Origin of the sequence: Sphingomonas sp. SAFR-052 (assembly GCF_051965015.1) — a bacterium.
Classification (GTDB): Bacteria; Pseudomonadota; Alphaproteobacteria; order Sphingomonadales; family Sphingomonadaceae; genus Sphingomonas.
The window spans coordinates 18159-41410 of sequence record NZ_JBQCMO010000013.1 but is presented as its reverse complement, the minus strand read 5'-3'; the positions used below and the strand labels follow the sequence as shown (position 1 = coordinate 41410).

The window sequence follows — 23252 nt, the reverse complement described above, 5'->3', positions numbered from 1 at the left end:
GGGGTGGCCCCGCCCCGAACGTTACGACAGCGCGCGATATACGCTGTACAGGCTGGTGATCGTCAGCACGATGCCGACCAAGATGAGCAGCGTGCGCGCCGGGATGTGCTTGGCGAACATCGCCCCGAACGGCGCGGCGACGATGCCGCCGATCAGCAGGCCGGCAACGGCGGTGGTGAACGCTTCCAGCCCGAGATGGATCAGGAACGTCGCCGAGATGCTGACCGTCAGGAAAAATTCGACGGTGTTGACGGTGCCGATCGTCGTACGCGGCGTCGCGCCCTGCACCAGCAGGTTCGACGTCACGACCGGACCCCAGCCGCCGCCGCCCGCCGCGTCGAGGAAGCCGCCGACCAGCCCGAGCGGCGCGATGACCTTCGGCTCCTTCGGCTTGGGCGGATGGCGCAGGCCGCGCCACAGCAGATAGACGCCGATCGCCGCCAAATAGGTCATCACGAACGGCCGCGTCACCGACGCGTCGAGCGAGGACAGCAGATAGGCGCCGGTCACGCCGCCGGCGATACCGGGCAGGACGAGTCGCCAGAACAGCTTCCAGTTCACATTCTTGTGCAGCGCGTGGCTGATCCCCGACACGCCGGTCGTGAAACATTCGACGACATGGACGCTGGCCGAGGCGGTGGCGGGCGGCACGCCCAGCACGCTGACCAGCAAGGTCGACGAAATCACCCCGAACGCCATGCCGAGCGCACCATCGACGATCTGAGCTGCGAAACCGGCGGCGACGAATTCGGCCAGACGCGCCCAGTCGATATTCTCGAACATGCAATTCCCTTCGACATCGGCTCAAGCGCGCCCGTGATGACGGCAAACGACAATGCCTACAAGATACATGGGCTTTGTTACGCCTACAGCATGGCTTGGCGGCAGGCGACCGGGTGCCTACATGCGACTGTCGGTTAAGGGGATTGCCCATGTTTGCGCGGCTGGTGCGCTATCTCGATTCGATCAAGGCGCGCGATCCCGCGCCGCGGTCGCGCGTGGAAATCCTGACCTATCCGGGGGTGTGGGCCGTCGCGCTGCACAAGGTCGCGCACCGGCTGTTCCGCGCCGAATGGTATTTGGCGGCCCGGATCGTCAATCACTATGCCCGCTTCATGACCGCGATCGACATCCATCCGGGGGCGACGATCGGGCGGCATTTCTTCATCGACCATGGCTTCGTCGTGATCGGTGAGACGGCGGAGATCGGTGACGGCGTCACCATCTATCAGAACGTCACGCTCGGCGGGACCAGCCCCGACAATGGCATCGCCGGCAAGCGGCACCCGACGATCAGCGACGGCGCGATCATCGGATCGGGTGCACAGGTGCTGGGTCCGATCACCATCGGCCGCCGTGCGCGCGTCGGCGCCAATGCGGTGGTGACCAAGGATGTGCCCGAAGGGACAACGGTCGTCGGTATCCCGGCACGCCCGACGGTGGTCGAGGGCGGACAGGCCGGCGATCCGCGCTTCGTGCCCTATGGCACGCCGTGCCGCGATACGTTCGACCCGCAGACGCAGCGGATCGAACTGCTGCGCTGCGAACTGGAGACGCTGCGGCGGCGGCTGGACGAGGTGCTGGCTGAGCAACAGGACCAGCGCGACCGCGCCTGATGGGGGTCGTCACGCCCTTTCCGGCATCGCGCCAGCCCGGACAGGTCGGGTTCGAACGTGCCGAGCTGACGCGCATCCTCGATCTGTATGGCCGGATGGTCGCCGCCGGGCACTGGCGTGACTATGCGATCGATCTGGGGCGCGAGGCGGCGGTGTTCAGCGCGTTCCGTCGTGCGACCGAACGGCCCGAATTCCGGATCGAGAAGCGTCCTTCGCTCCGCAACAAACAGGGCATGTGGGCGCTGGTCGGCGAAGCAGGTGCGGTGGTGAAGCGGGGGCATGAACTGGGGCCGGTCCTTGCGCCCGTCGAACGGCGGCTGATGAAGCTGGTCGAGGAATAAAAAGCGGCCCCGGTCGCCCGGGGCCGCAAGGTCGCTCCAAAGGTTGTTTCAGGCCATCGCTACCGGCGGCAGGCGTTCGCCAAGTCCGCCGAGCACCCCAACCACCGTGCGGCGCATCGGTTGCCAGAATACCGACAGCGTCAGCAGTGCTGAGCCGATGACGAAGGCGGTGAAGGCCGCCGACAGTTCGACCGCACCCGCTTTCTCGAACAGCGCGTAGAGCGCGTAGAGGACATAGGCGAGGCTCGAGACCAGCAGTGCGCGGCGATCGACCGCCAGCGCGACGAGGCCGAACAGAATGTACAGCGCGATGACTACCGCCGCCATCGGCAGGGTGACGCTGGGGCCGAACACGCCGAGCAGCTGGAACAGCGAGTGGGCGATCAGCGGCGCGGCGACGAGGTGCAACCAGAAGGCGACGTCGCTGCGCCGGGTGCGACGATCGCGGTCGCTCATGTCCCAGCGCATCGCCGCGACGAACACGCCGATCCCGCCGAGCAGGGTGATCGGGTAGAAATTGTCCTTGAGCGCGGGCACGGCCGCGACGATCAGCGATGCGACGGTCGCGACGAGCGCCGCTGCCCCCGCGGCGACGGTGATCGGGACCATGAACCGGCGCCAGTGCAGCCATGCCGCGCCAGCGGCGACAAGGCCGATGCCGGCGAAGATCATCGCGGTGGTCCGGTCGGGCACATTCTGCGGATCGAGTTCGACGACGATGCCGAACAGCGTCGCGGCGACTCCGCCGACGAAGGCGAGCAGCAGCAGGATGCTGGGCAGCGCCATGCGGCGGCGCGCGGTGAAATATTCCGCCAGGAACCATGCCGCGCCAGCGACTCCGAGGCCCCCCAGCGGCGTCAGGATGGTGCCGCCAATCCAGCCGAGCGATACCAACAGCAGGGCGAGCGCGACCGACACGAAGATGTCGTTGAACCCGGTCAGCAGCCGGAAATGTTCCTCGTCCACCACCGGCGTCGCGCGTTGCCGCGCGATATGGGCGCGAAGTGCCTCGGCGGCGTCGGACGACAATACCCCCGCCTCCACCGCGCCGTTCAGATCGCTCTCGCTGTACATGTTGCCAAACCTCCCTGTGTTGGTTGAGTATGGCAGTAGTGTATTGCTGATGCAATACGGTAGTTGCGGAGCCGGTGTGATTATCCGCTTCGTGGCGTTCGGGATGCCGAACCCCGGTCAGTGCGATGTGCTTTGCACAGTCGACCTACGCAAAACGCCCCGCCGGTCAGGCGGGGCGCTTGGTATGTTAGGGGCTGTCCGGCTTACTTACCGCCGGGGTTCCGACAGCTGTCCTTCACCGTGCGCGAACAGACCGGATAGCTGGCCGGCGCGGGCGGGGGCGGGGTCATTTGCGGCTGGGCGAACGTGACCTGCGGGCTGCCGGCCATCGGTGCGCCTGCCATCGGGGCGGGTGGCGCCATCGGCGCGCCTGCGGGCGGGGCGGGCGGTGACATCGGTGCGTTGGCGTCGGGTGCCATCGGCGCGTTGGCGTCCGGCGTCATTGGTGCCGGCGGCGGGGTCATGTTGTCGGCGGGCGGGGTCGGCGCCGTGGTCGTGCCCGGCTGCATCGTCGAATCGGCGGGCGGGGTGGTCGGCGGCGTCGTCTGGGCGACGGCGGCACTGCCGATCAGCAGAGCGGCCATGAAAGCGACAGTCTTCATCGGAAGATTCCTTTTCGACTTGTTTCGTTTAGGCTGCGGACCAAACGAGCCAAGTCGAAAAGGTTTCCGGCGCAGTGTTCAGCCGGTCGCGTCCAGTGCATAGCCCGCCGAACGGACGGTACGGATGATATCGGGCCGATCGCCGACATTGATCGCCTTTCGCAGCCGCCGGATATGTACGTCGACGGTGCGCGATTCGATGTCCGAATCATGGCCCCACACCGCATCGAGCAGTCGTTCCCGCGAAAATACCCAGCCCGGATGTTCGAGGAAGTGCTTGAGAAGACGGAATTCGGTGGGGCCGAGCGGCACGACGTCGCCGCCGCGCCGCACGCGGTGGCCGACGGTGTCCATTTCGATATCGGCATAGGTCAGCGCCTCGCCCGCCAGCGCGGGGCGGACGCGGCGGAGCACGGCGTTGACGCGTGCGACCAGCTCGCGCGGGGAAAAGGGCTTAGTCACATAGTCGTCGGCACCGGTTTCGAGGCCGCGGACCCGGTCCTCCTCCTCGCCGCGGGCGGTCAGCATGATGATCGGCACGTTCTGCGTCTCGGCCTGACGGCGCAGCTGTCGGCAGACCTCGATCCCCGACAGCCCCTCGACCATCCAGTCGAGCAGGACGATGTCGGGCGTCGCTTCGCGGGCGAGCAGCAGCGCTTCCTCGCCCTCGTGCGTGCGGACGACTTCGAAATCCTCGCGCTGGAAATGAAAGGCGATGAGTTCGGCGAGCGCCGCATCGTCCTCCAGCAGCAACATCCGTGCCTTGGTCATGATTATCCTGCGAATTCCGTGGTTTCACGCTCCGCCATCGTCTGACCGGTGGCGGCGAAATAGACCATTTCGGCGACGTTGGTCGCATGGTCGCCGATGCGTTCGAGATTCTTGGCGACGAACAGCAGATGCGCGACCTGGCTGATCGTCTTGGGATTTTCGACCATATAGGTCACCAGCACGCGGAAGATGCTGTTGTAATAATCGTCGAGCGCATTGTCGCGCTTGCAGATCTCGACCGCCGCCTGCGCATCGCGCGCCGAAAAGGCGTCGAGTACGTCATGGACCATGTCGGCGGCGAGTTGCGCCATCGCCGGCAGAATGCTCAAGGGTTCGATGCGCGGATCATGGGTTTCGCCGTGGATCGACGTCACGCGCTTGGCGATGTTCTTGGCATAGTCGCCGATGCGTTCGATGACGGCGGCGATCTTGAGCGCCGCGACCACTTCGCGCAGGTCGTCGGCCATCGGCGCACGCAGCGCGATGACGCGGACGGTCAGTTTCTCGACCTCCGCCTCGATCGCGTCGATCGCCTTGTCCTGCGCGCGGACCTGCTTGGCGAGCGCCGGATCGTTGCGGGTCAGCGCCAGCATCGCGTCGCTGATCGCCTGTTCCGCCAGGCCGCCCATTTGCGAGATCAGCGCGCGTAAGTGCCCGATATCGCGGTCGAATGCCTTGACGGTGTGTTCGTGGCCCGTCGCCATCTCGCCTCCCTCAACCATAACGCCCCGTGATGTAATCTTTTGTGCGCTCTTGCCGGGGGTTGGTAAAGATGTCGGACGTACGACCATATTCGACCAGCGTGCCGAGATGGAAAAAGGCGGTGCGTTGCGACACGCGCGCCGCCTGCTGCATGTTGTGCGTCACGATGGCGATGGCGTAGCGGCCGCGCAGTTCGTGGATCAGTTCCTCGATCTTCGCCGTCGCGATCGGGTCGAGCGCCGAACAGGGTTCGTCCATCAGGATGACTTCGGGGTCGACGGCAATGGCTCGGGCAATGCATAGCCGCTGCTGTTGACCACCCGACAGCGCGGTGCCGCTGTCGGTCAGGCGGTCCTTGACCTCGTTCCACAGCCCGGCGCGGGTCAGCGAACGTTCGACGATGCCGTCCATTTCCCCCTTCGACGCGGCGAGGCCGTGGATGCGCGGGCCGTACGCCACGTTCTCGTAGATCGATTTGGGGAAGGGGTTCGGCTTCTGGAACACCATGCCGACGCGGGCGCGCAGCTGCACCACGTCCATGGCGGGGGAGTAGATATCCTCGCCATCGAGGCGGATGTCGCCGGTCACGCGGGCCGACGACACGGTGTCGTTCATCCGGTTCATGGTGCGCAGGAAGGTCGACTTGCCGCAGCCCGACGGGCCGATGAATGCGGTGACATGCTCCATGGCGATGTCGATCGACACGTCCTTGATCGCCTGTTTCTGGCCATAGAATACGTCCACGCCGCGCGCGGACAGCTTCGGGACGGCGTTGTTGAGGGTAGTGTCGGTCATTACCAGCGGGTCTCGAAGCGATTGCGGAGATAGATGGCGAGCGCGTTCATCGCGAGGAGGAACGCCAGCAGCACGAGGATCGCGGCGCTGGTCTTTTCGATGAAACCGCGGCTGACCTGATCGGACCACAGGAAGATCTGCACCGGCAGGACCGTCGCGGGATCGGCGAAACCCTGCGGCGGCTGGCTGATGAAGGCGCGCATGCCGATCATCAGCAGCGGCGCGGTCTCGCCCAGCGCACGGGCCATGCCGATGATCGTGCCCGTGAGGATGCCCGGAAGTGCCAGCGGCAGGACGTGGTGGAACACGACCTGCACCTTCGACGCGCCGATGCCGAGCGCCGCATCGCGGATCGAGGGCGGCACCGCCTTGATCGCGTTGCGCCCGGCAATGACGATGACCGGCATGATCATCAGCGCGAGCGTCAGGCCGCCGACGATCGGCGCCGAGCGCGGCAGGTTGAGCGTACCGAGGAACACGGCCAGCCCCAGCAGGCCGAAGATGATCGAGGGCACGGCGGCGAGGTTGTTGATCGACACCTCGATCAGGTCGGTCCAGCGGTTCCGGGGTGCATATTCTTCCAGATACAGCGCCGACAGGGTGCCGACCGGGAAGGCGATCAGCAGCGTCACCAGCATCGTCATCAGCGAGCCTTTCAGCGCGCCCCAGATGCCGACCGCGGTCGGATCGGTCGAATCGGCCGATTGGAAGAAGTCGGTGTTGAACCCGGTCGAAATGGCGCCCGCCTTTTCCAGCCGCGCGACGATCGCTTCGTCGGCAGGCTCGCCATCGGCCTTGGCGGCTTCCTCGATCCCCGGCGCGGCGGGGACGGGAATGTCGACCTTTTGCGACAGGATCGACGGGTCGGCCTTGATCGCGTCGCGGACGGTCAGCCACGCGCTGTCGGAAATGACGCGATTGTCCTCGCCGAACGCGGCGGCGGCCGCGCCGTTGACGGTGTTTTCAAGGCCCGCGCCGGCCAACGCCAGATCGGCGCCGCGCGTCTTCAACTGCGCGCGATCGACCTCGAGCCCTGCCGCGCGGAAATCGATCGGCAGGGTGACCATCGTCCGCTGGAACCCGCCGATGCCGCTCATCAACATGGTGACGAGCAGGAAGGCGAGGAACCCACCCGACAACACGACGGCGGCGAGGCCGAAGAAGCGGAAGCGGCGCTCGGCGGCATAGCGGCGGCGGATGCGCTTCTGCATCGCGCCGGTCTTCCAGTCGGTCGGCACGCGCTCGGGCACGTCGCGATCGATCGCGGGTGAACCGGCGACGTTCGCAGGACTATTCATAAGCTTCCCGGTAGCGTTTCACGACGCGCAGCGCGACGACGTTGAGAAGGAAGGTGATCGCGAACAGGGTCAGGCCGAGCGCGAAGGCGGCGAGCGTCTTCGGGCTGTCGAACTCGGCCTCGCCGGTCAGCAGGTCGACGATCTGCTTGGTGACGGTGGTCGCGCTATCGAACGGATTGAGCGTGATCGAGGCGGCTCCCGATGCCGCCATGACGACGATCATCGTCTCACCGATCGCGCGGCTGACGGCAAGCAATACGCCAGCGACCACGCCCGGCAACGCGGCGGGGAGCAGCACCTTGCCGATCGTCTCGCTTGTGGTGGCACCCATTGCGAGGCTGCCGTCGCGCATCGACTGCGGCACCGCCGCGATCGAATCATCGGCCATCGACGAGACGAACGGGATGATCATTACCCCCATCACCAACCCGGCGGCGAGCGCGCTTTCCGAACTGGCGAACGGCATGCCGAGCATGACCGCGAGGTCGCGGATTGCCGGACCGACGGTCAGCGCGGCGAAATAGCCATAGACGACGGTCGGGACGCCCGCGAGGATCTCGAGGATCGGCTTCATCCATTTGCGCACGCCCGGCCGGGCATATTGCGTCAGATAGACCGCGCTCATCAGCCCGAACGGGATGGCGACGATCATCGCGATCACCGCGCCGATGAAGAAGGTGCCCCAAAATAGCGGCACCGCGCCCAGCGTCGCGCCCGGATCGTTCGATCGGATGACCTGCGGGCTCCAGTTGGTGCCGAACAGGAAATCGGTGACCGGCACGATGCGGAAGAAGCGCCAGCTTTCGATGACCAGCGACAGGAAGATGCCGAGCGTGGTCAGGATCGCGATCAGCGACGCGACCAGCAGCGCCAGCATGACCGCGCGTTCGACCTGCGTGCGCGCACGATAATCGGGGCGGATGCGGGTGAAGGCGAAGGCACCGCCGGCAAAGGCGAGCAGGATGGCGAGCGTCGTGCCGATCCAGTCATAGCGGCTCTGCGCGGCGGCATAGGCCGGGGCCAGCACCTCGGCCTGTTGATTGAACGCGCCATAGGCATTGCCGAGCGCCAGCGAACGCGCCTCCGCCAATATCGCCGAGCGTTCGAAGCCGGGGCCGGGCAGGCCGGCGGCGGCGGGCGTCGACAGCACCGCGTCGCGCACCAGCGCCGGCGATACCGCGCTCCAGATGCCGAGGAACAGGAGTGCAGGCGCGGCGATCCAGATCGCCATGTGCCAGCCATGCTGGCCGGGCAGCGAATTGGGGCGATCGGCGGCGGTCGCCGGCTTGGCGAAGCGCGCGGCGCGCGCACGCGCGACCATCCAGCCGATGCCGCCAAAGCCCAGTACCAGCAGGATCAGCGTGATGCCGTGCATCAGTGCAGCCCCGCCGGGTTCATCGCGGTCTGGCCGGCGATCTCCGCTGCCGATTCAGCGCGGACCGCGGCCGGGGCGGCGATCATGCCCCGCCGGGTCAGCGGGCCGCCCGGGTCCCACGACCGGGCATACATGGCGAGGAAGTCGTTCATGCCGGGCACGGGTTTAATGTGCGCCTTCTTCACATAGATGAACAGCGGGCGTGCGCCGGGATAGGTGCCGTCGGCGATGCTGTCATAGCTGGGCGCGATGCCGTCGATCGGCACGCCGTGCAGCCGCGATTTATTTTCCTCGAGATAGGAATAGCCGAAGATGCCGACCGCGTTGGGATTGGTCGACAGGTTCTGCACGATCAGATTGTCGTTCTCGCCCTTGTCGACATAAGCCGCGTCCTCGCGGATGCGGGTGCAGATGTCCTCGTACCGGTCCTTGTCGCGCTCCTTCAGCGCCTTGACCTCGGGCATCGCCGCTTCGCAGGCGGGGACCATGATAAGTTCGACCAGCGCGTCGCGGGTGCCACTGGTCGCGGGGGGGCCGAAGAACTGGATCGGAATGGCGGGCAGCTTCGGGTCGATCTGGTTCCACATCCGCGCGGTGTTGGGCTTGCCCAGCGGATTGGCCGACAGCGCCATATAGACGTCGCGCTTGGTCAGTTGCAGCTTCGGGCCGTTGTTGGATTCGGCCAGCGCCACGCCGTCGACGCCGACCTGCACCTCCATGATGTCCTTCACGCCGTGTGACAGGCAGGTGGCATATTCGGACTTCTTCAACCGGCGCGATGCGTCGAGGATGTCGGGATGCTGCGGCCCGACGCCCGCGCAGAACAGCGACGCGCCCGCGCCGGTGCCGGTCGATTCGACCAGCGGCGCGCGCAGGTCGGGGTTCGCGTTGACCAGCATTTCGGCGACGGCGGTGGTGAAGGGATAGACGGTCGACGACCCGACGACGCGGATATGGTCGCGCGACGTCTGCGGCTCGCACGCCGACAGCGCGAGCACGAGGGCCAGGGCGGACATGATCCGACGGGTCATGGGGTTGCGGTTTCCAGGGGCGTATACGGTCATTCGCGACGCTCCCGCGTGCTCTGTTACCATGGCGTTACGGCTTCATGACAGCGTTGAGCGGCAACAGCACGCTGACCGTCGTGCCGTCGCCGACGACGCTGCCGATATCCAGCCGGCCGCGATGACGCTCGACGATGTGCTTGACGATGGCGAGGCCGAGGCCGGTGCCGCCCAGCGCCCGGCTGCGTCCCGAATCGACACGATAAAATCGTTCGGTCAGGCGCGGCAGGTGATCGATCGCCACCCCCTCGCCATGGTCGCGAACGACCAGTTCGGCCATGGTGTCGCGCGGCGCGAGGCGAATGTCGACCGGGGTGCCTGCGCGGCCATATTTCATGGCGTTGCCGATGACGTTGTGCAGCAGCTGCGACAATTGCGCGCGGTCGCCGATGACGGTGACCGCCGGTTCGACCAGCAGCGACAGGTCGGCGCCGCGCGCGGGATTGGTCGCGCTCAATTCGTCGCGGACCGAGCGCAGCATCGCCGAGAGGTCGACCGACTGGTCGGGCGGGCGGTATTTCTCGGCCTCGATCCGGCTGAGCGAAATCAGGTCGTCGATCAGCCGCTGCATCCGCCGCGCTTCGTCGTTCATGACCTTCAGGAAACGTTCGCGCACACCTGGGTCCTCGCCCGCCTCGTCGCGTAGCGTTTCGATGAAGCCCAGCAGCGAGGCGAGCGGGGTGCGCAGTTCGTGGCTGGCGTTCGCGACGAAATCGACGCGCATCCGTTCGGTCGCGCGGTTGCCGGTGCGGTCGGCGAGATGGACCAGTCGGCGCTCGCCACCCAGCGACCGCACCCGCATCTCCCAGCTCTGGTCGCGCGAGCCCAGCCCGACCAGCCCGACCGGTTCGGGATCGTCGCTGTTGCCGAACAGCCGTTCGGCGGCGGCAGGGTGGCGGATGGCGAGTCGGACGTCGCCGCCGACGATGTGCTGGCCGAGCAGCGTGCGCGCGGCGGGATTGGCGGCATCGACATGGCCCGCGGCGATGACGAGGATCGGTTCGTCGATCGCATCGATCGCCGCCTGCGTCGCGGCGGCGCCATGCTGGCGCGCGGTATCGGGCGATTCGCTGCTGCTGCGGTCGGGGCCGTGCAGCCCGGCGACCAGCACCGCCGCCACCGCACCGACCAGCACCACCGCGCTGGCATTGATGCCGGCCCCCAGCAGAAAGGCCAGCAGGGCGACGCCGACCGCGACGGCGAGGGCGAGGGGCAGGCGGGGGCCGAATTCGTCCATCGGCCCCGATTAGGCGCAAGTGCGGGGTTAGGCCAGTGGCCCTCTTTACGATTGCGTAATCGCGCAGGTTCAGGAAGATGCCCCGATGGCCGACGATCCGCACAGCCCCGTCCCGCCCGCTGCCGCGACGACGCGGCGCACGCTGCTGATCGGTGCGGCGGGCGCGTCGGCGGTGGTGTCGATCCGGCCGGCACTGGCGCAGACCCAGGCATCGGTCATGACCTGCGAAATCCCGGTGCCCGACAATGCCAGGCGCGGGCAGATGATCGACGCCGATGGCAGCGTCGTCGCGCCGGGCACGCCGGGCGCCTTTCCCGGTGCCAACCGCCCCTTCACCGGCGAAGAGGTGAAGCGCGCGATGAACGGCGCGAACCTGCCCGGTGCCGATGGCGACACGACCCGCGCCTATATGAAATATGTCCAGCGGTTGCAGAACGGGACCAGCGGCTTCACCTGCTTCGCATCGTTGCAGATGCCGCGCGGCTGACGCGCATGGGCGCACGCTATCGCGCGCCGCCGCCGGAGGGGTTGTGCATCCTGCCGCTCGATCCGCTGACCGCCATCTATCACCGCGCATCGGGACAGACGCATGTCGTCGCACCACCGGTGCCGGAGATGCTGGCGCTGCTGGTCGACCCAATGACGCCCGAACAATTGCTGGCGGCGCTGGCCGAACGCTATGACCTGCCCGATGGCGATCTGGTGGCGCTGACCGCGCGGCTCGACGAACTGGCGGCGATCGGGTTGGTGACGCGCGATGCGGTTTAGCCGGACGCTGCGTATCGGGCCGGTCGGCTTCCGCATCGGCAGCGATTGGCGCGGGCCGATCGCGGCGCTGGGCGATCTGTATCGCGACTATCCGGGGCCCGAGGAGGGGATCGTCGATTTCAACGTGCGGTTGTTCGCGGCGCGGCCGTGGCGGCGCTTCGTCCGGCCTTCGGTGACGATCGGCGGCGACTATATGCTGCCCGATGCGCTGCCCCTACCGTTGGCACAGGGGCTGCTGGCGGCGGAAATGGGGATGAATTTGCAGATGGCGCTGGCGCAGCGGCGGTATCTGTTGCTCCACGCCTCCGCCGTCGAACGCGACGGGCGCGCCTTGCTGATGAGCGGGGTGTCGGGGGCGGGCAAGTCGACGCTCGCCGCCCTACTGATGATGCGCGGCTGGCGGCTGATGGGCGACGAGTTCGCGCTGATCGATCCGGCAAGCGGGCTAGTCCATGCCTTTCCCCGGCTCGTCAGCCTGAAGAACGAGAGCGTCGCGGTCCTGCAACGCGCGGTGCCGGATGCGCGGTTCGGGCCGTTGCTGGCAGGCACGCCCAAGGGGGATATCCGGCATCTGGTCCCCGACGCGACCGCGATCGCGGCGATGGACCGGCCGGCGGTGCCGGCGCTGCTGCTGTTCCCGACCTTCGGGCCGGCGGAGGCTGTGCGGGAGGTCGGCGCGGCGGAGACGTTCGTGCGGCTGACCCAGGCATCGACCAATTATATCGCGCTGGGCGAACGCGGCTTCACGGCGCTCGGGCGGCTGGTGCGCGAGGTGCCGGTGCGGGCGATCGACTATGCCGATACCGACAGCGGCATCGCGCTGGTCCAGCGGCTGTGGAGCGCGCTGGCATGAGCGGGGCGTTGGTCGCAGCGGTGCTGACCGATCCGGCGCGGGCTACGTCGCTGTCGTCGGGCGAATGGAATGCGCTGATCGCGGCGGCGCGGGCCGAACAGTTGATCGGATCGCTGGCCGTGCGGCTCGACGGGCTGCCGATCCCGCCCGCCGCCGCACGCCTCCTCGCCGATGCGTGGGCGTCGGCCGAACAGGGGCGGGTGGCCGCGTTGTGGGAGGCGGAGATGGCGCGCCGCGCGCTCGCGCCGCTCGGGGTGCCGGTCGTGCTGTTGAAGGGGACGGCGTTCGTCGCCTCCGGTCTGGATGCGGGGCGGGGGCGGTCGATCGGCGATCTCGACATTCTCGTGCCGCATGATGCCCTCGATGCGGTCGAGGCAGCGCTGCTGGCGGCGGGATGGGAATGGGTGAAGCCCGATCCCTATGACGACGCCTATTATCGCCGTTGGATGCACGAGCTGCCGCCGCTGATCCACCGGACACGGGATCGGATGATCGACGTCCACCACACGATCCTGCCCCCGACCGCGCGGCCGACGCCCGATGCGGCGGCGCTGATTGCGGACGCGGTGCCGTTGACGGGAGGGTTGTCGGTCCTGTGCCCGGCGGACATGGTGATCCATGCCGCAGCGCATCTGTTCGCCGATGGAGATTTGCAGGGTGGGCTTCGCAACCTTTGGGATATCGACCGGCTAGTGCGCGAGTTCACCGACGACGACACCGACTTTCTTCTGGACCTGATCGAACAGGCACATCTGCATCAACTAGGGCCAACAGTCATACGGGCGTTGCGACTGGCGAACCGTATCTTCGGCACGCCGCTGATCGAATATGACGACCCGCTGCATTTGCGTTTTAACCCGGTGCCGTCCGACGCGCTGTTCGCACGGCGGTTGCTGGCGCGCGACGGTTGGGGGCGGTTGCGGCACAAGGGGACCGAATTCGGCTTCTATGTCCGCTCGCACTGGCTGCGGATGCCGCCGGTCATGCTGGCGCGGCATTTGTGGACGAAGTTTCGGAAAAAGTAGGTTGGTTCACTCGGAGGCACGAAGGCGCGGAGAAGAAGAAAGAGGGTTGTTCGCGCAGAGGCGCCGAGATGTCGTGGAATGGGCCATTTCAGCCTGTCTGGCAGCCTTTTCTCCCTCGGCGGCAAATGATGGAGTGCCGCCGTCGCGGCAAACGCCACACCTCCGCGTCTCCGCGCCTTCGCGTGAACTGAATTTAGCGCCACATCCCGCGCGTATCGTAGATCTGCTTGCCGGCCCGAGCCTCCGCTGGCACCCGCTTGAACATTCCATGGTCGACCAGCACGACCAGAATGTCGTTCGCCAGCCCGTCCTCCAGCGGCACAAGCCGCCCGCCCGCCAGTGCTCGCGGCAGGGTGTCGACAAAGGGTTCGACCAGATCGATGCGATCACCGAACCGTTCGATCAGCGCCGCGGCGACCTTGACCGCCGGACTTTCGCGCAGGTCGTCGATATCGGCCTTGAACGCCAATCCGAGCAGCGATGCGCGCGTGTCCGGTGCGACGTCGAGCAGGGCGGCGGCGCGGGCGACGACATGGTCGACCTTGCCGTCATTCACCTCGCGCGCCGTGCGGATCAGCGGCGTCTGTTCGGGGGCGGCATCGACGATGAACCACGGGTCGACCGCGATGCAATGCCCGCCGACACCGGGGCCGGGCTTCAGGATGTTGACGCGCGGATGGCGGTTGGCCAGCTCGATCACGTCCCAGACGTTCAGCTGCATCCGGTCGCACACGATCGACAGTTCGTTGGCAAAGGCGATGGCGACGTCGCGGCTAGTATTTTCGACCAGTTTGACCATTTCCGCCGTCCGCGCGGTCGTCACGGTGCATGCGCCTTCGACGAAACGGCGGTAGAAATCGCACGCCGCCTCGGCACAGGCCGGCGTGATCCCGCCGATCGAGCGTTCGTTGGACACGAGTTCGAGGATGATGCGGCCCGGCAGCACCCGTTCGGGGCAATAGGCGACGGCGATATCGGGCGCGTCCGATAGGCCCGGCAGCGACAGATCGGGGCGCAGTTCGGCGAGCAGGTCGCGGATCTGTTCGGTCGTGCCGACCGGCGAGGTCGATTCGAGGATGACGGTATTGCCCGGGGTCAGCACCGGCGCGATCGCGCGGGTGGCGTCGAGCACATAGGACAGGTCGGGCGCATGGCCGGGGCCGAACGGCGTCGGCACCGCGATCACGAACACATCGGCCGGCGCCGGGCTGGTCGCGGTGGTCAGCCGCCCGAGCAGCACGACGTCGCGCACCAGCGTGTCGAGATCGGCTTCCTCGATATGGATGTCGCCGCGCGCGACGGTGTCGACCACGCGCTGGCTGACGTCGATCCCGATCACCCGCGCGCCCGAGCGGGCGACGACGGCGGCGGTCGGCAGGCCGATATAGCCGAGCCCCACGACACACACGTCATAGCTGGTGGCGGCGGTGATCCGCTGTTCAAGCATAGAGTGTCTCCACGATGCGTGCGGACGCATGGCCGTCTCCGAAGGGATTGTGCGCCCGCGCCATCGCAGCATGGGCGGCCGGATCGTCGAGCAGCCGCACGACTTCGGCGACGATGCGGTCCTCGTCCGATCCGATCAACCGCGCGGTGCCGGCTGCGACCCCTTCGGGACGTTCGGTCGTCTCGCGCAGGACCAGCACCGGCTTGCCGAGGCCGGGCGCCTCCTCCTGCACCCCGCCCGAATCGGTGAGCACGAGGTAGCACAGGTCGAGCAGGCGGACGAATTGCGGATAGTCCAGCGGATCGATCAGCGCGATGCGCGGATTGTCGCCCAGCATCGCCGCCATCACCCCGCGCACCTGCGGATTGGGATGCACCGGAAAGACGACGCCGATATCGTCGCGCTCGGCGATGCGGGCGATGGCGCGGGCGATGCTCTCCATGCCGCCACCGAAATTCTCGCGACGATGGGTGGTGACCAGCAGGATGCGCTTGCCCGCAAAGCGCCGGGCGACGGCGTCGAGCCCGGCGGTATGGCGCGGATCGGCGGCGATGCGATCGCGCGCCATGTGCAGCGCGTCGATCACCGTATTGCCGGTGACCTGTACCCGCGATGGCGGGACGTTTTCGGCGAGCAGCGCGTCGGCGGCGGTCCGGGTCGGGGCGAAGTGCAGGTCGGCGATGCTGGCGACGATCTTGCGGTTCACCTCTTCGGGCCAGGGATGATGGATGTCGTGGCTGCGCAGGCCCGCCTCGACATGCGCGACCGGCACCTTGCGGTAATAGGCGGCAAGCGCGGCGACCATCGCGCTCGCGGTGTCGCCCTGCACGATCACCCGGTCGGGCCGTTCGGCATCGAACACCGGCCCCAGCGCATTGAGCAGCCGCGCGGTCAGGCCGTCGAGCGACTGGCCGGCGGTCATGAGGTTCAGGTCGATGTCGGGCACGATGCCGGCAAAGGCCAGCACCTGATCCAGCATCTCGCGATGCTGCGCGGTGACGACGACGCGGCAGTCGAAGCCGGGATGCGCGCGCAGGGCATGGACCAGCGGGAACAGCTTGATCGCTTCGGGGCGCGTGCCGAACACGACCGACACCCGCTGCACCCGCTTGGTCATTCCACGCCCCCGCGACCGGGATTGGTCGCCCTTGGGATACAACTTAGCCAATGGAGTTTAACAATTGGCCAAAATCCTCCCCGGGGACGGGGAGGGCTGGTCAGCCGTGATATCGCTCGGCCACCCGATCCCGCGACGCATTCGGCGCAATCTTCGCCTCGGCTGCCTCCAGCGCTTCCCAATCCGCCACGTCGGGCAGCGACGGGATACATACCGACTCGCCCAGTTCCAGCCCGCGCAGCGAGGCGACGACCAAATCGTCGGGCTCCATCACCCGTTCGGGTGGGAAGTCGTCGACGCTCTTGCCTGCGACATGATGGAAATCCGTGGCGGTGACGCCGGGGATCAGTAGTTGGACGTGGATGTTGCTGTCCTTCGCCTCGACCTGCATCACGCGGGTGTAATAGGCGACATAGGCCTTGGTCGCGCCATAGCCGGCATAGCCGGGCAGCTTGGTGAACAGCGTGCCCGACCCGACATTGATGATCGTGCCTTGTCCGGTGCGCTTCATCCCCGCCATCGCCGCATCGGCCAGCCTGCTGAACGCGACGACGTTGAGCAGCAGCATGTCGGTCATGTCGTCGCGATCGCCCTCGCCGACCTTGCCCATCGCGGCGAAGCCGGCATTGTTGACGAACAGCGCGACCGGCTCGCCCGCCTCCAGCCGTTCCTCGACCACGTCGAGATCGTCGGGATCGGCGAGGTCGGCGACGATCACCTCGATATCGATACCGTGTTCGGCGGAGAGCTGTTCGGCCAAGTCGCGCAACCGGTCCTCGCGCCGGGCGACGATGACGAGGTCGTGGCCGGTGCGGGCGAGGTGATGCGCGAAACTGAGGCCGATACCGGACGATGCGCCGGTGATGAGGGCGACGGGGCGGGGCATGGCAATTCCTAGACTGGAGTAGCGGGTCAGGCGGCCAAACGCGCGAGTGTCGGAATCAGTTCGTCATAGTGATCGATCACCGCATCCGCGCCCAGTTCCTCGACCGGCTGCATCATGAACCCGAACGAACAGGCTATCGAGGGAATTCCCGCATTCTTCGCCGCATCGATATCGAAATGCGAATCGCCGACGAACGCCGCCCGCCCGCCGCCGCAGCGTTCGATCATCGCATCGATCGGCGCGCGGTCGGGCTTCGACTTGCCCGGCCCCAGCGTATCGCCGCCGAGGATGCAGGCGAAGCGCGGCGTCAGGTCGAGTTCGTCGAGGAGCCGCCGCGCCAGCGCCTCCAGCTTGTTGGTGACGATCGCGACCTTGACGCCATCCGCCGCCAGCGCGTCGAGCGCCGCCAGAGCGCCCGGAAACGGTCGCGAATGTACCGCGATATGCGCCGCGTAATAATCGAGCAGCAGCCGGTTCAGCCGGTTCAGTTCGACCTCGTCGCAGCCGCCGGTCGCCTCCAGTCCCTGGCGCAGCATGTGCTTCGCACCGCCGCCGATCATCGGGATCACCTGTTCGCGGGTCAATGGCGGTCGCCCGGCATCGGCCAGCGCGTGGTTGACCGCATCGGTCAGGTCGCCGCTGGTGTCGACGAACGTCCCGTCGAGATCGAAGCCGACGATATCGAATGAAATCTTTGTCATCTGGGCCGCTTTGGCGCCGACGATATGGAATTGGCAAGGGTCGTATGCCAAGGAGCGGCACCATGAACGCGCAACCGATCGCCGCCGTGATCCTCGCCGCCGGGCAGGGCACGCGCATGAAGTCGTCGAAGCACAAGGTGCTGCACCCGCTGGCCGGGCAGCCGATGCTGTTCCACCTGCTCGACAGCCTGAACGCCGCCGGCATTTCGCGCCGCGTCGTGATCGTCGGCGCAGTCGGCGAACAGGTCGAGGCGGCGGTCGCCGGGCGCGGCGTCGAGATCGCGTGGCAGCGCGAACAGCTCGGCACCGCCCACGCCGCGTTGCAGGCGCGCGAGACGCTGGCCGATCATGACGGCATCGTCCTCGTCTGTTTCGGCGACACGCCGCTCCTGTCCGCCGATACGATCGCGCGGCTGGCCGCCCGGTTGGAAGGCGAGGATCAGCCGGCCGTCGCGGTGCTCGGCTTCCGCCCGCCGCAAGCCGCCGCCTATGGCCGGATCATCGCCGACGATGCCGGCAACATCGCCAAGATGGTCGAGTATAAGGACGCATCGGCAGAGGAGCGCGCGGTCGACCTGTGCAACAGCGGCGTGACGGCGGTGCGGTCGCGCGACCTGTGGGCGCTGCTCGACCGGGTTGGCAACGACAATGCCGCGGGCGAATACTACCTCCCCGACATCGTCATGCTCGCCATTGCCGATGGCCGCGGGGCGGTGGTGATCGAGACCGCGGCGGATGAAGTCGCCGGCATCAACAGTCGCGCCGAACTGGCCGCGGTCGAGGATGCGTGGCAGGCGAAACGTCGTAGCCAGGCGATGGCCGATGGCGTCACGCTGATTGCGCCCGACACGGTGTTCTTCGCGCACGACACCAAACTCGGTCGCGACGTGACGATCGAGCCGAACGTCGTGTTCGGCCCCGGCGTGACCGTCGCCGACAATGTCACCATCCACGCCTTCAGCCATCTCGAAGGGGCGACCGTCGCCACCAAGGCGGACGTCGGTCCCTATGCCCGCCTGCGCCCCGGCGCGGTGCTGGGCGAGGGCAGCCGCGTCGGCAACTTCGTCGAGGTGAAGAACACCACGCTGGGCGTCGGGGCGAAGGCCAATCACCTCACCTATCTGGGTGACGCCAGCGTCGGGGCGAACGTCAATATCGGCGCGGGCACGATAACCTGCAATTACGACGGCTATTTCAAATACCGGACCGAGATTGGCGAGGGCGCCTTTATCGGATCGAACAGCGCGCTGGTGGCGCCGGTCAAGATCGGCGACGGCGCGCTGGTTGCCGCCGGATCGACCGTGACCCGCGATGTCGAGGCCGACGCGCTGGCACTGGTCCGCGCCGACCGCGCCGACCATCCCGGCTGGGCCAAGCGCTTCCGCACCAAACAAGCGGCGATCAAGGCCGCCAAGTCGAAGAAATAAGCGGTCGATCCCGCCGGAGAGACGAATATGTGTGGAATTGTTGGCATCATCGGCACCGACAGCGTTGCCGACCGGCTGCTCGATGGGCTCAAGCGCCTCGAATATCGCGGCTATGACTCGGCGGGCATCGCCACGGTCGAGGGCAGCGCGATCGAGCGGCGCCGCGCGTCGGGCAAGCTCAAGAACCTCGCCGCCGAACTGGCCGACCATCCGCTGCCCGGCCATGTCGGCATCGCGCACACCCGCTGGGCGACGCATGGCGGGCCGACCACCAACAACGCCCACCCGCATGCGACCGACGAGATCGCCGTCGTCCACAACGGCATCATCGAGAATTTCAAGCCGCTGCGCGACGAACTGACCGCGCGCGGCCGGGTCTTCACCAGCGAGACCGATACCGAGGTCGTCGCGCATCTGGTCAGCGAACAGGTCGAGGCGGGGCTGTCCCCGGCCGATGCGGTCAAGGCGATCCTGCCGCGCCTGCACGGCGCGTTCGCACTCGCCATCCTGTTCCGCCAGCATCCCGACCTGCTGATCGGTGCGCGCCTCGGATCGCCGCTGGTCGTCGGCTATGGCGAGGGCGAGGTGTATCTCGGCTCCGACGCGCTGGCGCTGGCGCCGCTGACCCAGCGCATCGCCTATCTGGAGGAGGGCGACTGGGTCGTCTGCCGGCAGGGCGGCACCGAGATCTTCGATCGCGACAACAACCCCGTCGATCGCCCGGTCACGCTGTCGGGCGTCACCGGCGCGCTGATCGACAAGGGCAATCACCGGCATTTCATGCAGAAGGAGATTTACGAGCAGCCGATCGTCGTCGCCCAGACGCTGCGTGGCTATCTCCAGCGTTTCGAGGGGCGCGTGTCGCTGCCCATCCCCGAATTCGACCTGTCGGGGATCAAGCGCGTCACCATCGTCGCCTGCGGCACCAGCTTCTACGCCGGCATGGTCGCCAAATACTGGTTCGAACAATTCGCCCGCGTGCCGGTCGACCTCGATGTCGCCAGCGAGTTCCGCTACCGCGCGCCGGTGATGGAGGAGGGCGGCCTGGCCCTGTTCATCAGCCAGTCGGGCGAGACCGCCGACACACTCGCTGCCCTGCGCCATGCCAAGAGCGAGGGGCAGACCATCGCCGTCGTCGTCAACGTGCCGACCAGCACCATGGCGCGCGAGGCCGATCTGCTACTGCCGACCCATGCCGGGCCGGAAATCGGCGTCGCCTCGACCAAGGCATTCACCTGTCAGCTCGCGGTGCTGGCGGCGCTCGCCGCCAATCTCGCCAAGGCCAAGGGGCGGTTGAGCGAGGCCGAGGAGCGCAGCATCGTCCGTCATCTGGCCGAGGCGCCCGCATCGATCAACGGCGCGCTCGCCTATGACGAATCGATCGAGGGCATGGCCGGCGTGATCGCGGCCGCCCGCGACGTGCTGTATCTGGGGCGCGGCACTGATTATCCGCTGGCGCTGGAAGGCGCACTGAAGCTGAAGGAAATCAGCTACATCCATGCCGAGGGCTATGCCGCCGGCGAGATGAAGCACGGGCCGATCGCGCTGATCGACGAATCCGTGCCGGTGATCGTCATCGCCCCGTCGGGGCCGCTGTTCGACAAGACCGTCAGCAACATGCAGGAGGTGCAGGCGCGTGGCGGCAAGGTCGTGCTGATCTCCGACTATGACGGCATCCAGGCCGCGGGCGAGAACTGCATCGCGACCATCACCATGCCCAAGGTCCACCCGCTGATCGCGCCGATCGTCTATGCGGTGCCGGTGCAGTTGCTGGCGTACCATGTCGCGGTCGCCAAGGGCACCGACGTCGACCAGCCGCGCAATCTCGCGAAGTCGGTGACGGTGGAGTAAATCAAATCCTCCCCGGCACGGGGAGGGGGACCAGCGAAGCTGGTGGAGGGGGGTGTCCTCTTGGCGACGCCGTTCCGTAACCGGACGCCCCCCTCCACCACCGCTGCGCGGCGGTCCCCCTCCCCGTGCCGGGGAGGATCTACGGGGTCACCCCCGGTGCCGCATATACGCCACGAAGCCGCGCACATGGTGCTTCAGCTTGAATACGTCACGCTTGTCGATCAGCTCGTGCTGCGTCTTTCCCAGCACGTCGCGTAGCGCCGCGCGGACGCTTGCGACCATCCAGCCGCGCACCCGCTTCTGCCCCAGATGCTTGGCGAACAGCGCGCCGTTGCCGAAGCCATAGCCGCGATACATCTTGCGCGCCTGATCCATGCCGCGCCGGCCATGGTAATGGGCGACGCGAAACGTCGGATCGTACAGGATCGGAATGCCGAGATTCTGGGCACGCACCAGATAGTCGGTATCGTCCGATCCGATGAACGGCGCGCCCGCGCCGAAACGTTCGTCGAACTTGCCGATCCGCTCGGCAACCGTGCGCTGCATCGTGAAGTTCGCGCCGATGATGAAGCCGCTCGGCATCGCCGTCGGCGCCAGTTCGGCCGGGTTCGGGTCGAGCTTGGTCGTGAAGGGAATGTCGCGCGTATCGCCCAACGTGACCATGCCGCCGCGGATCACCTCGCGCGGTTCCCTGGCATAGGCGGCACGGACATGGTCGAAATATTCGGGTTCCAGCGTGCAGTCGTCGTCGGTCATGACGATGATCCGCCCGCGCGCCGCCGCCAGTCCGGCATTGCGCGCGCACGACAGCCCGCGCCGTTCCTCGACCACGATCCGCACCGGCACCGATTGCTGTGCCGCCCAGCCCTCCATCACCTGCTGCGTATCGTCGGTCGACCCGTTGTTGACCAGGATGACCTCGATCGACTGCTGCGCGCGCCCGACCGCGATGCCGAGCGCATCCAGCGCCAGCGGCAATTGCGACGCTCGGTTCAGCGTGCAGATGATGACACTGAATTCGGGATCGGTCATGGCGCCCTCAGTTCCCGACTTGGTTCAGCAGGTCGACGGCCTGCGGGGCCGACGTCGCCTGACGCGCGATGCGCAGTTCCTTGGTCCATGCGTCGGCGTAGCGGCCGATCTTGCCATAGGAATTGTCGAGATAGACGTGCGGGATGTCGAGCAGCGTGCACATGATGTGTCCATGCAGTCGATCGGTGATGACCTTGCGGCCGTCGCTCAAGACTCGCGCACCGCGATCGAAACGCTGATTGGCGAGGTAATTGTAGACCGAAACTTGCCGCTTGCTCTTGGCTATAGCCCCCGTCGCGATCGCGCGAGCATTTGCAAAGCGGCGCTGCCACTTGCGCGATTTAAGCGACTCTTCCCGCCAGTCGGCTTCGCGCGCATTCGGGATGCTTTGGAGGAGACTGGCGTCAAGGTTCACCTTCTCCTTGTCGGTGCGCAACAGCATGACGACGTCGTGGCTCGGCGTCGCGGGGCGCGGCAACAGGCCGATGCCGAACGCCGCGTCCGGAACCAACGTTGCGGAAAGGCCAAGCCGTTCCTGCGCGAAGGTGACGCTGTGGCGATCGCGCACCATCAGGTGGAAATCGGGATGCGCGCCGAAAGAGTCGATGCACTGCTGGATGGCGGCATCGTCCTGAAACTGAATTGACTGGGGCGCCTGTACCAGACGCCGGTCGGTGAAGATGCGGGCCATCTTCTCACGGAATTGCTGGTGCCGCGGCCAAACGTCACCGAAATTTCCGCCGCCATGCAGAAAGATCGGCCCGGTCGGAGCCGCCCGCCGCAGCGCATCAGCGTCGAACCGCGCAAGGCTCGCCACATAGCTCGGATCGCGACCGGTCAACTCGCGCAGGACGGACAGTTCGCCGAGATAGATCGCGCTGTCGCCGACATTGCCGTGATCGGGGAAGTCGATAATCGCATAGGGCTGGCCCCGGCTGACATGCTTGCCGAACTCCGTCAGCAGCAGCGCGCGCTGCGCCGCGATAACGCTTTCCGCCGAGCGCGAGGTCTCGTTACCGTGTCCGCCCATACGTCCCCCAATGATGATTAGGCCGCGCATGGTCGGGTTCGGCCGAAGAGTCAATTGAACAACCAATCGTGTTTAATCCACAAATGGGAAGAAGCGTTGCCGCGCAGCTATTTCCCGCCAGGCCGACGGCTGCGATATTTGTGCCGGACAAAAGATTGTTCTTCGAAACCGATCATGCACCGATGCCGGGCAGGGGATGGTGCCGTACCGATCGCGTATCTTTTCGTTGCTGACGGACCC

24 protein-coding genes are annotated in these 23252 nt (G+C 66.8%); 8 read left to right on the top strand and 16 right to left on the bottom strand.

Features of this window, described 5'->3' with window-relative positions:
- Window positions 1–21 precede the first annotated feature (21 nt).
- Window positions 22–783, bottom strand: a complete 762-nt coding sequence (locus ACTHQV_RS17560) for a sulfite exporter TauE/SafE family protein (protein ID WP_440492035.1) — start codon at window positions 781–783, stop codon at window positions 22–24.
- A gap of 149 nt (window positions 784–932) precedes the next feature.
- Between ACTHQV_RS17560 and epsC the strand changes: the two genes are divergently transcribed.
- Both epsC and ACTHQV_RS17550 read left to right on the top strand, forming a co-directional pair.
- A complete protein-coding gene (gene epsC, locus ACTHQV_RS17555; RefSeq protein ID WP_440492034.1) occupies window positions 933–1616 on the top strand; it encodes a serine O-acetyltransferase EpsC in 684 nt (227 codons plus the stop codon).
- On the top strand, window positions 1616–1957 hold the full coding sequence (locus tag ACTHQV_RS17550; RefSeq protein ID WP_440492033.1) for a DUF2794 domain-containing protein: 342 nt from the start codon (window positions 1616–1618) through the stop codon (window positions 1955–1957). The genes epsC and ACTHQV_RS17550 overlap by 1 nt, the downstream gene beginning before the upstream one ends.
- A 48-nt stretch (window positions 1958–2005) precedes the next feature.
- Here the strand turns inward: ACTHQV_RS17550 and ACTHQV_RS17545 are convergent, their stop codons facing one another.
- The 9 genes from ACTHQV_RS17545 to ACTHQV_RS17505 form a co-directional block, all read right to left on the bottom strand.
- Entirely contained in the window at window positions 2006–3031 is a 1026-nt protein-coding gene (locus tag ACTHQV_RS17545; protein WP_440492032.1) for a hypothetical protein, read from the bottom strand.
- A 203-nt stretch (window positions 3032–3234) separates the two neighbouring features.
- Window positions 3235–3633: a Fe-S oxidoreductase gene (locus tag ACTHQV_RS17540; protein WP_440492031.1), complete on the bottom strand. Its 399-nt coding sequence runs from the start codon at window positions 3631–3633 to the stop codon at window positions 3235–3237.
- 78 nt (window positions 3634–3711) lie between these two features.
- Window positions 3712–4404 (bottom strand): phosphate regulon transcriptional regulator PhoB, encoded by a 693-nt coding sequence (gene phoB / locus ACTHQV_RS17535; protein WP_242116842.1) that lies wholly within the window; start codon window positions 4402–4404, stop codon window positions 3712–3714.
- Window positions 4405–4406: 2 nt separating this feature from the next.
- Window positions 4407–5108 (bottom strand): phosphate signaling complex protein PhoU, encoded by a 702-nt coding sequence (gene phoU / locus ACTHQV_RS17530; RefSeq protein WP_242116843.1) that lies wholly within the window; start codon window positions 5106–5108, stop codon window positions 4407–4409.
- A 10-nt stretch (window positions 5109–5118) separates the two neighbouring features.
- The gene (pstB, locus tag ACTHQV_RS17525; protein ID WP_440492030.1) at window positions 5119–5901 is read right to left on the bottom strand and encodes a phosphate ABC transporter ATP-binding protein PstB; all 783 of its coding nucleotides are present in this window, start codon (window positions 5899–5901) and stop codon (window positions 5119–5121) included.
- Window positions 5901–7112: a phosphate ABC transporter permease PstA gene (gene pstA / locus ACTHQV_RS17520; RefSeq protein WP_440492086.1), complete on the bottom strand. Its 1212-nt coding sequence runs from the start codon at window positions 7110–7112 to the stop codon at window positions 5901–5903. Before pstA ends, pstB begins: the two co-directional genes overlap by 1 nt.
- A 79-nt stretch (window positions 7113–7191) precedes the next feature.
- Window positions 7192–8574, bottom strand: a complete 1383-nt coding sequence (pstC, locus tag ACTHQV_RS17515; protein WP_440492029.1) for a phosphate ABC transporter permease subunit PstC — start codon at window positions 8572–8574, stop codon at window positions 7192–7194.
- Window positions 8574–9590: a substrate-binding domain-containing protein gene (locus ACTHQV_RS17510; protein ID WP_440492028.1), complete on the bottom strand. Its 1017-nt coding sequence runs from the start codon at window positions 9588–9590 to the stop codon at window positions 8574–8576. Before ACTHQV_RS17510 ends, pstC begins: the two co-directional genes overlap by 1 nt.
- Before the next feature lie 82 nt (window positions 9591–9672).
- Window positions 9673–10875: an ATP-binding protein gene (locus ACTHQV_RS17505; RefSeq protein WP_440492027.1), complete on the bottom strand. Its 1203-nt coding sequence runs from the start codon at window positions 10873–10875 to the stop codon at window positions 9673–9675.
- 85 nt (window positions 10876–10960) lie between these two features.
- On the opposite strand from ACTHQV_RS17505, the gene ACTHQV_RS17500 reads away from it, so the two are divergent.
- Genes ACTHQV_RS17500 through ACTHQV_RS17485 form a run of 4 tightly spaced genes read left to right on the top strand, consistent with a single transcriptional unit; the run spans window position 10961 to window position 13521 of the window.
- The gene (locus tag ACTHQV_RS17500; RefSeq protein WP_440492026.1) at window positions 10961–11362 is read left to right on the top strand and encodes a hypothetical protein; all 402 of its coding nucleotides are present in this window, start codon (window positions 10961–10963) and stop codon (window positions 11360–11362) included.
- Between the two features lie 5 nt (window positions 11363–11367).
- A complete protein-coding gene (locus ACTHQV_RS17495) occupies window positions 11368–11643 on the top strand; it encodes an HPr-rel-A system PqqD family peptide chaperone (protein WP_440492025.1) in 276 nt (91 codons plus the stop codon).
- Window positions 11633–12496, top strand: coding sequence for an HprK-related kinase A (locus tag ACTHQV_RS17490; protein ID WP_440492024.1), 864 nt, complete (start codon window positions 11633–11635; stop codon window positions 12494–12496). Before ACTHQV_RS17495 ends, ACTHQV_RS17490 begins: the two co-directional genes overlap by 11 nt.
- Window positions 12493–13521 carry a nucleotidyltransferase domain-containing protein gene (locus ACTHQV_RS17485; protein WP_440492023.1) on the top strand — a complete coding sequence of 343 codons (1029 nt, stop codon included), beginning with the start codon at window positions 12493–12495 and terminating at the stop codon, window positions 13519–13521. Before ACTHQV_RS17490 ends, ACTHQV_RS17485 begins: the two co-directional genes overlap by 4 nt.
- Before the next feature lie 193 nt (window positions 13522–13714).
- On the opposite strand, the gene wecC is transcribed toward ACTHQV_RS17485, so the two are convergent.
- The 4 genes from wecC to ACTHQV_RS17465 form a co-directional block, all read right to left on the bottom strand.
- A complete protein-coding gene (wecC, locus tag ACTHQV_RS17480; RefSeq protein ID WP_440492022.1) occupies window positions 13715–14968 on the bottom strand; it encodes a UDP-N-acetyl-D-mannosamine dehydrogenase in 1254 nt (417 codons plus the stop codon).
- On the bottom strand, window positions 14961–16085 hold the full coding sequence (gene wecB, locus ACTHQV_RS17475) for a non-hydrolyzing UDP-N-acetylglucosamine 2-epimerase (protein WP_440492021.1): 1125 nt from the start codon (window positions 16083–16085) through the stop codon (window positions 14961–14963). Before wecB ends, wecC begins: the two co-directional genes overlap by 8 nt.
- A 100-nt stretch (window positions 16086–16185) precedes the next feature.
- Window positions 16186–16971: an SDR family NAD(P)-dependent oxidoreductase gene (locus ACTHQV_RS17470; RefSeq protein ID WP_440492020.1), complete on the bottom strand. Its 786-nt coding sequence runs from the start codon at window positions 16969–16971 to the stop codon at window positions 16186–16188.
- Window positions 16972–16997: 26 nt separating this feature from the next.
- Window positions 16998–17672, bottom strand: coding sequence for an HAD-IA family hydrolase (locus ACTHQV_RS17465; RefSeq protein ID WP_440492019.1), 675 nt, complete (start codon window positions 17670–17672; stop codon window positions 16998–17000).
- A 62-nt stretch (window positions 17673–17734) separates the two neighbouring features.
- Here ACTHQV_RS17465 and glmU point away from each other — a divergent pair, with 62 nt between their 5' ends.
- Both glmU and glmS read left to right on the top strand, forming a co-directional pair.
- Complete coding sequence (gene glmU, locus ACTHQV_RS17460) at window positions 17735–19099, top strand: bifunctional UDP-N-acetylglucosamine diphosphorylase/glucosamine-1-phosphate N-acetyltransferase GlmU (protein WP_440492018.1); 1365 nt, start codon at window positions 17735–17737, stop codon at window positions 19097–19099.
- A 27-nt stretch (window positions 19100–19126) separates the two neighbouring features.
- Window positions 19127–20950, top strand: coding sequence for a glutamine--fructose-6-phosphate transaminase (isomerizing) (gene glmS / locus ACTHQV_RS17455; protein ID WP_440492017.1), 1824 nt, complete (start codon window positions 19127–19129; stop codon window positions 20948–20950).
- A 147-nt stretch (window positions 20951–21097) separates the two neighbouring features.
- On the opposite strand, the gene ACTHQV_RS17450 is transcribed toward glmS, so the two are convergent.
- The gene (locus tag ACTHQV_RS17450; RefSeq protein ID WP_440492016.1) at window positions 21098–21982 is read right to left on the bottom strand and encodes a glycosyltransferase family 2 protein; all 885 of its coding nucleotides are present in this window, start codon (window positions 21980–21982) and stop codon (window positions 21098–21100) included.
- Window positions 21983–21989: 7 nt separating this feature from the next.
- A complete protein-coding gene (locus ACTHQV_RS17445; RefSeq protein WP_440492015.1) occupies window positions 21990–23012 on the bottom strand; it encodes a polysaccharide pyruvyl transferase family protein in 1023 nt (340 codons plus the stop codon).
- Window positions 23013–23252 lie beyond the last annotated feature (240 nt).

Bases quoted from the DNA above. Each gene is read 5' to 3' on its own strand.
- ACTHQV_RS17560 (WP_440492035.1), bottom strand. From the start codon at position 783: ATGTTCGAGAATATCGACTGGGCGCGTCTGGCCGAATTCGTCGCCGCC.
- epsC (WP_440492034.1), top strand. From the start codon at position 933: ATGTTTGCGCGGCTGGTGCGCTATCTCGATTCGATCAAGGCGCGCGAT.
- ACTHQV_RS17550 (WP_440492033.1), top strand. From the start codon at position 1,616: ATGGGGGTCGTCACGCCCTTTCCGGCATCGCGCCAGCCCGGACAGGTC.
- ACTHQV_RS17545 (WP_440492032.1), bottom strand. From the start codon at position 3,031: ATGTACAGCGAGAGCGATCTGAACGGCGCGGTGGAGGCGGGGGTATTG.
- ACTHQV_RS17540 (WP_440492031.1), bottom strand. From the start codon at position 3,633: ATGAAGACTGTCGCTTTCATGGCCGCTCTGCTGATCGGCAGTGCCGCC.
- phoB (WP_242116842.1), bottom strand. From the start codon at position 4,404: ATGACCAAGGCACGGATGTTGCTGCTGGAGGACGATGCGGCGCTCGCC.
- phoU (WP_242116843.1), bottom strand. From the start codon at position 5,108: ATGGCGACGGGCCACGAACACACCGTCAAGGCATTCGACCGCGATATC.
- pstB (WP_440492030.1), bottom strand. From the start codon at position 5,901: ATGACCGACACTACCCTCAACAACGCCGTCCCGAAGCTGTCCGCGCGC.
- pstA (WP_440492086.1), bottom strand. From the start codon at position 7,112: ATGCAGAAGCGCATCCGCCGCCGCTATGCCGCCGAGCGCCGCTTCCGC.
- pstC (WP_440492029.1), bottom strand. From the start codon at position 8,574: ATGCACGGCATCACGCTGATCCTGCTGGTACTGGGCTTTGGCGGCATC.
- ACTHQV_RS17510 (WP_440492028.1), bottom strand. From the start codon at position 9,590: ATGTCCGCCCTGGCCCTCGTGCTCGCGCTGTCGGCGTGCGAGCCGCAG.
- ACTHQV_RS17505 (WP_440492027.1), bottom strand. From the start codon at position 10,875: ATGGACGAATTCGGCCCCCGCCTGCCCCTCGCCCTCGCCGTCGCGGTC.
- ACTHQV_RS17500 (WP_440492026.1), top strand. From the start codon at position 10,961: ATGGCCGACGATCCGCACAGCCCCGTCCCGCCCGCTGCCGCGACGACG.
- ACTHQV_RS17495 (WP_440492025.1), top strand. From the start codon at position 11,368: ATGGGCGCACGCTATCGCGCGCCGCCGCCGGAGGGGTTGTGCATCCTG.
- ACTHQV_RS17490 (WP_440492024.1), top strand. From the start codon at position 11,633: ATGCGGTTTAGCCGGACGCTGCGTATCGGGCCGGTCGGCTTCCGCATC.
- ACTHQV_RS17485 (WP_440492023.1), top strand. From the start codon at position 12,493: ATGAGCGGGGCGTTGGTCGCAGCGGTGCTGACCGATCCGGCGCGGGCT.
- wecC (WP_440492022.1), bottom strand. From the start codon at position 14,968: ATGCTTGAACAGCGGATCACCGCCGCCACCAGCTATGACGTGTGTGTC.
- wecB (WP_440492021.1), bottom strand. From the start codon at position 16,085: ATGACCAAGCGGGTGCAGCGGGTGTCGGTCGTGTTCGGCACGCGCCCC.
- ACTHQV_RS17470 (WP_440492020.1), bottom strand. From the start codon at position 16,971: ATGCCCCGCCCCGTCGCCCTCATCACCGGCGCATCGTCCGGTATCGGC.
- ACTHQV_RS17465 (WP_440492019.1), bottom strand. From the start codon at position 17,672: ATGACAAAGATTTCATTCGATATCGTCGGCTTCGATCTCGACGGGACG.
- glmU (WP_440492018.1), top strand. From the start codon at position 17,735: ATGAACGCGCAACCGATCGCCGCCGTGATCCTCGCCGCCGGGCAGGGC.
- glmS (WP_440492017.1), top strand. From the start codon at position 19,127: ATGTGTGGAATTGTTGGCATCATCGGCACCGACAGCGTTGCCGACCGG.
- ACTHQV_RS17450 (WP_440492016.1), bottom strand. From the start codon at position 21,982: ATGACCGATCCCGAATTCAGTGTCATCATCTGCACGCTGAACCGAGCG.
- ACTHQV_RS17445 (WP_440492015.1), bottom strand. From the start codon at position 23,012: ATGGGCGGACACGGTAACGAGACCTCGCGCTCGGCGGAAAGCGTTATC.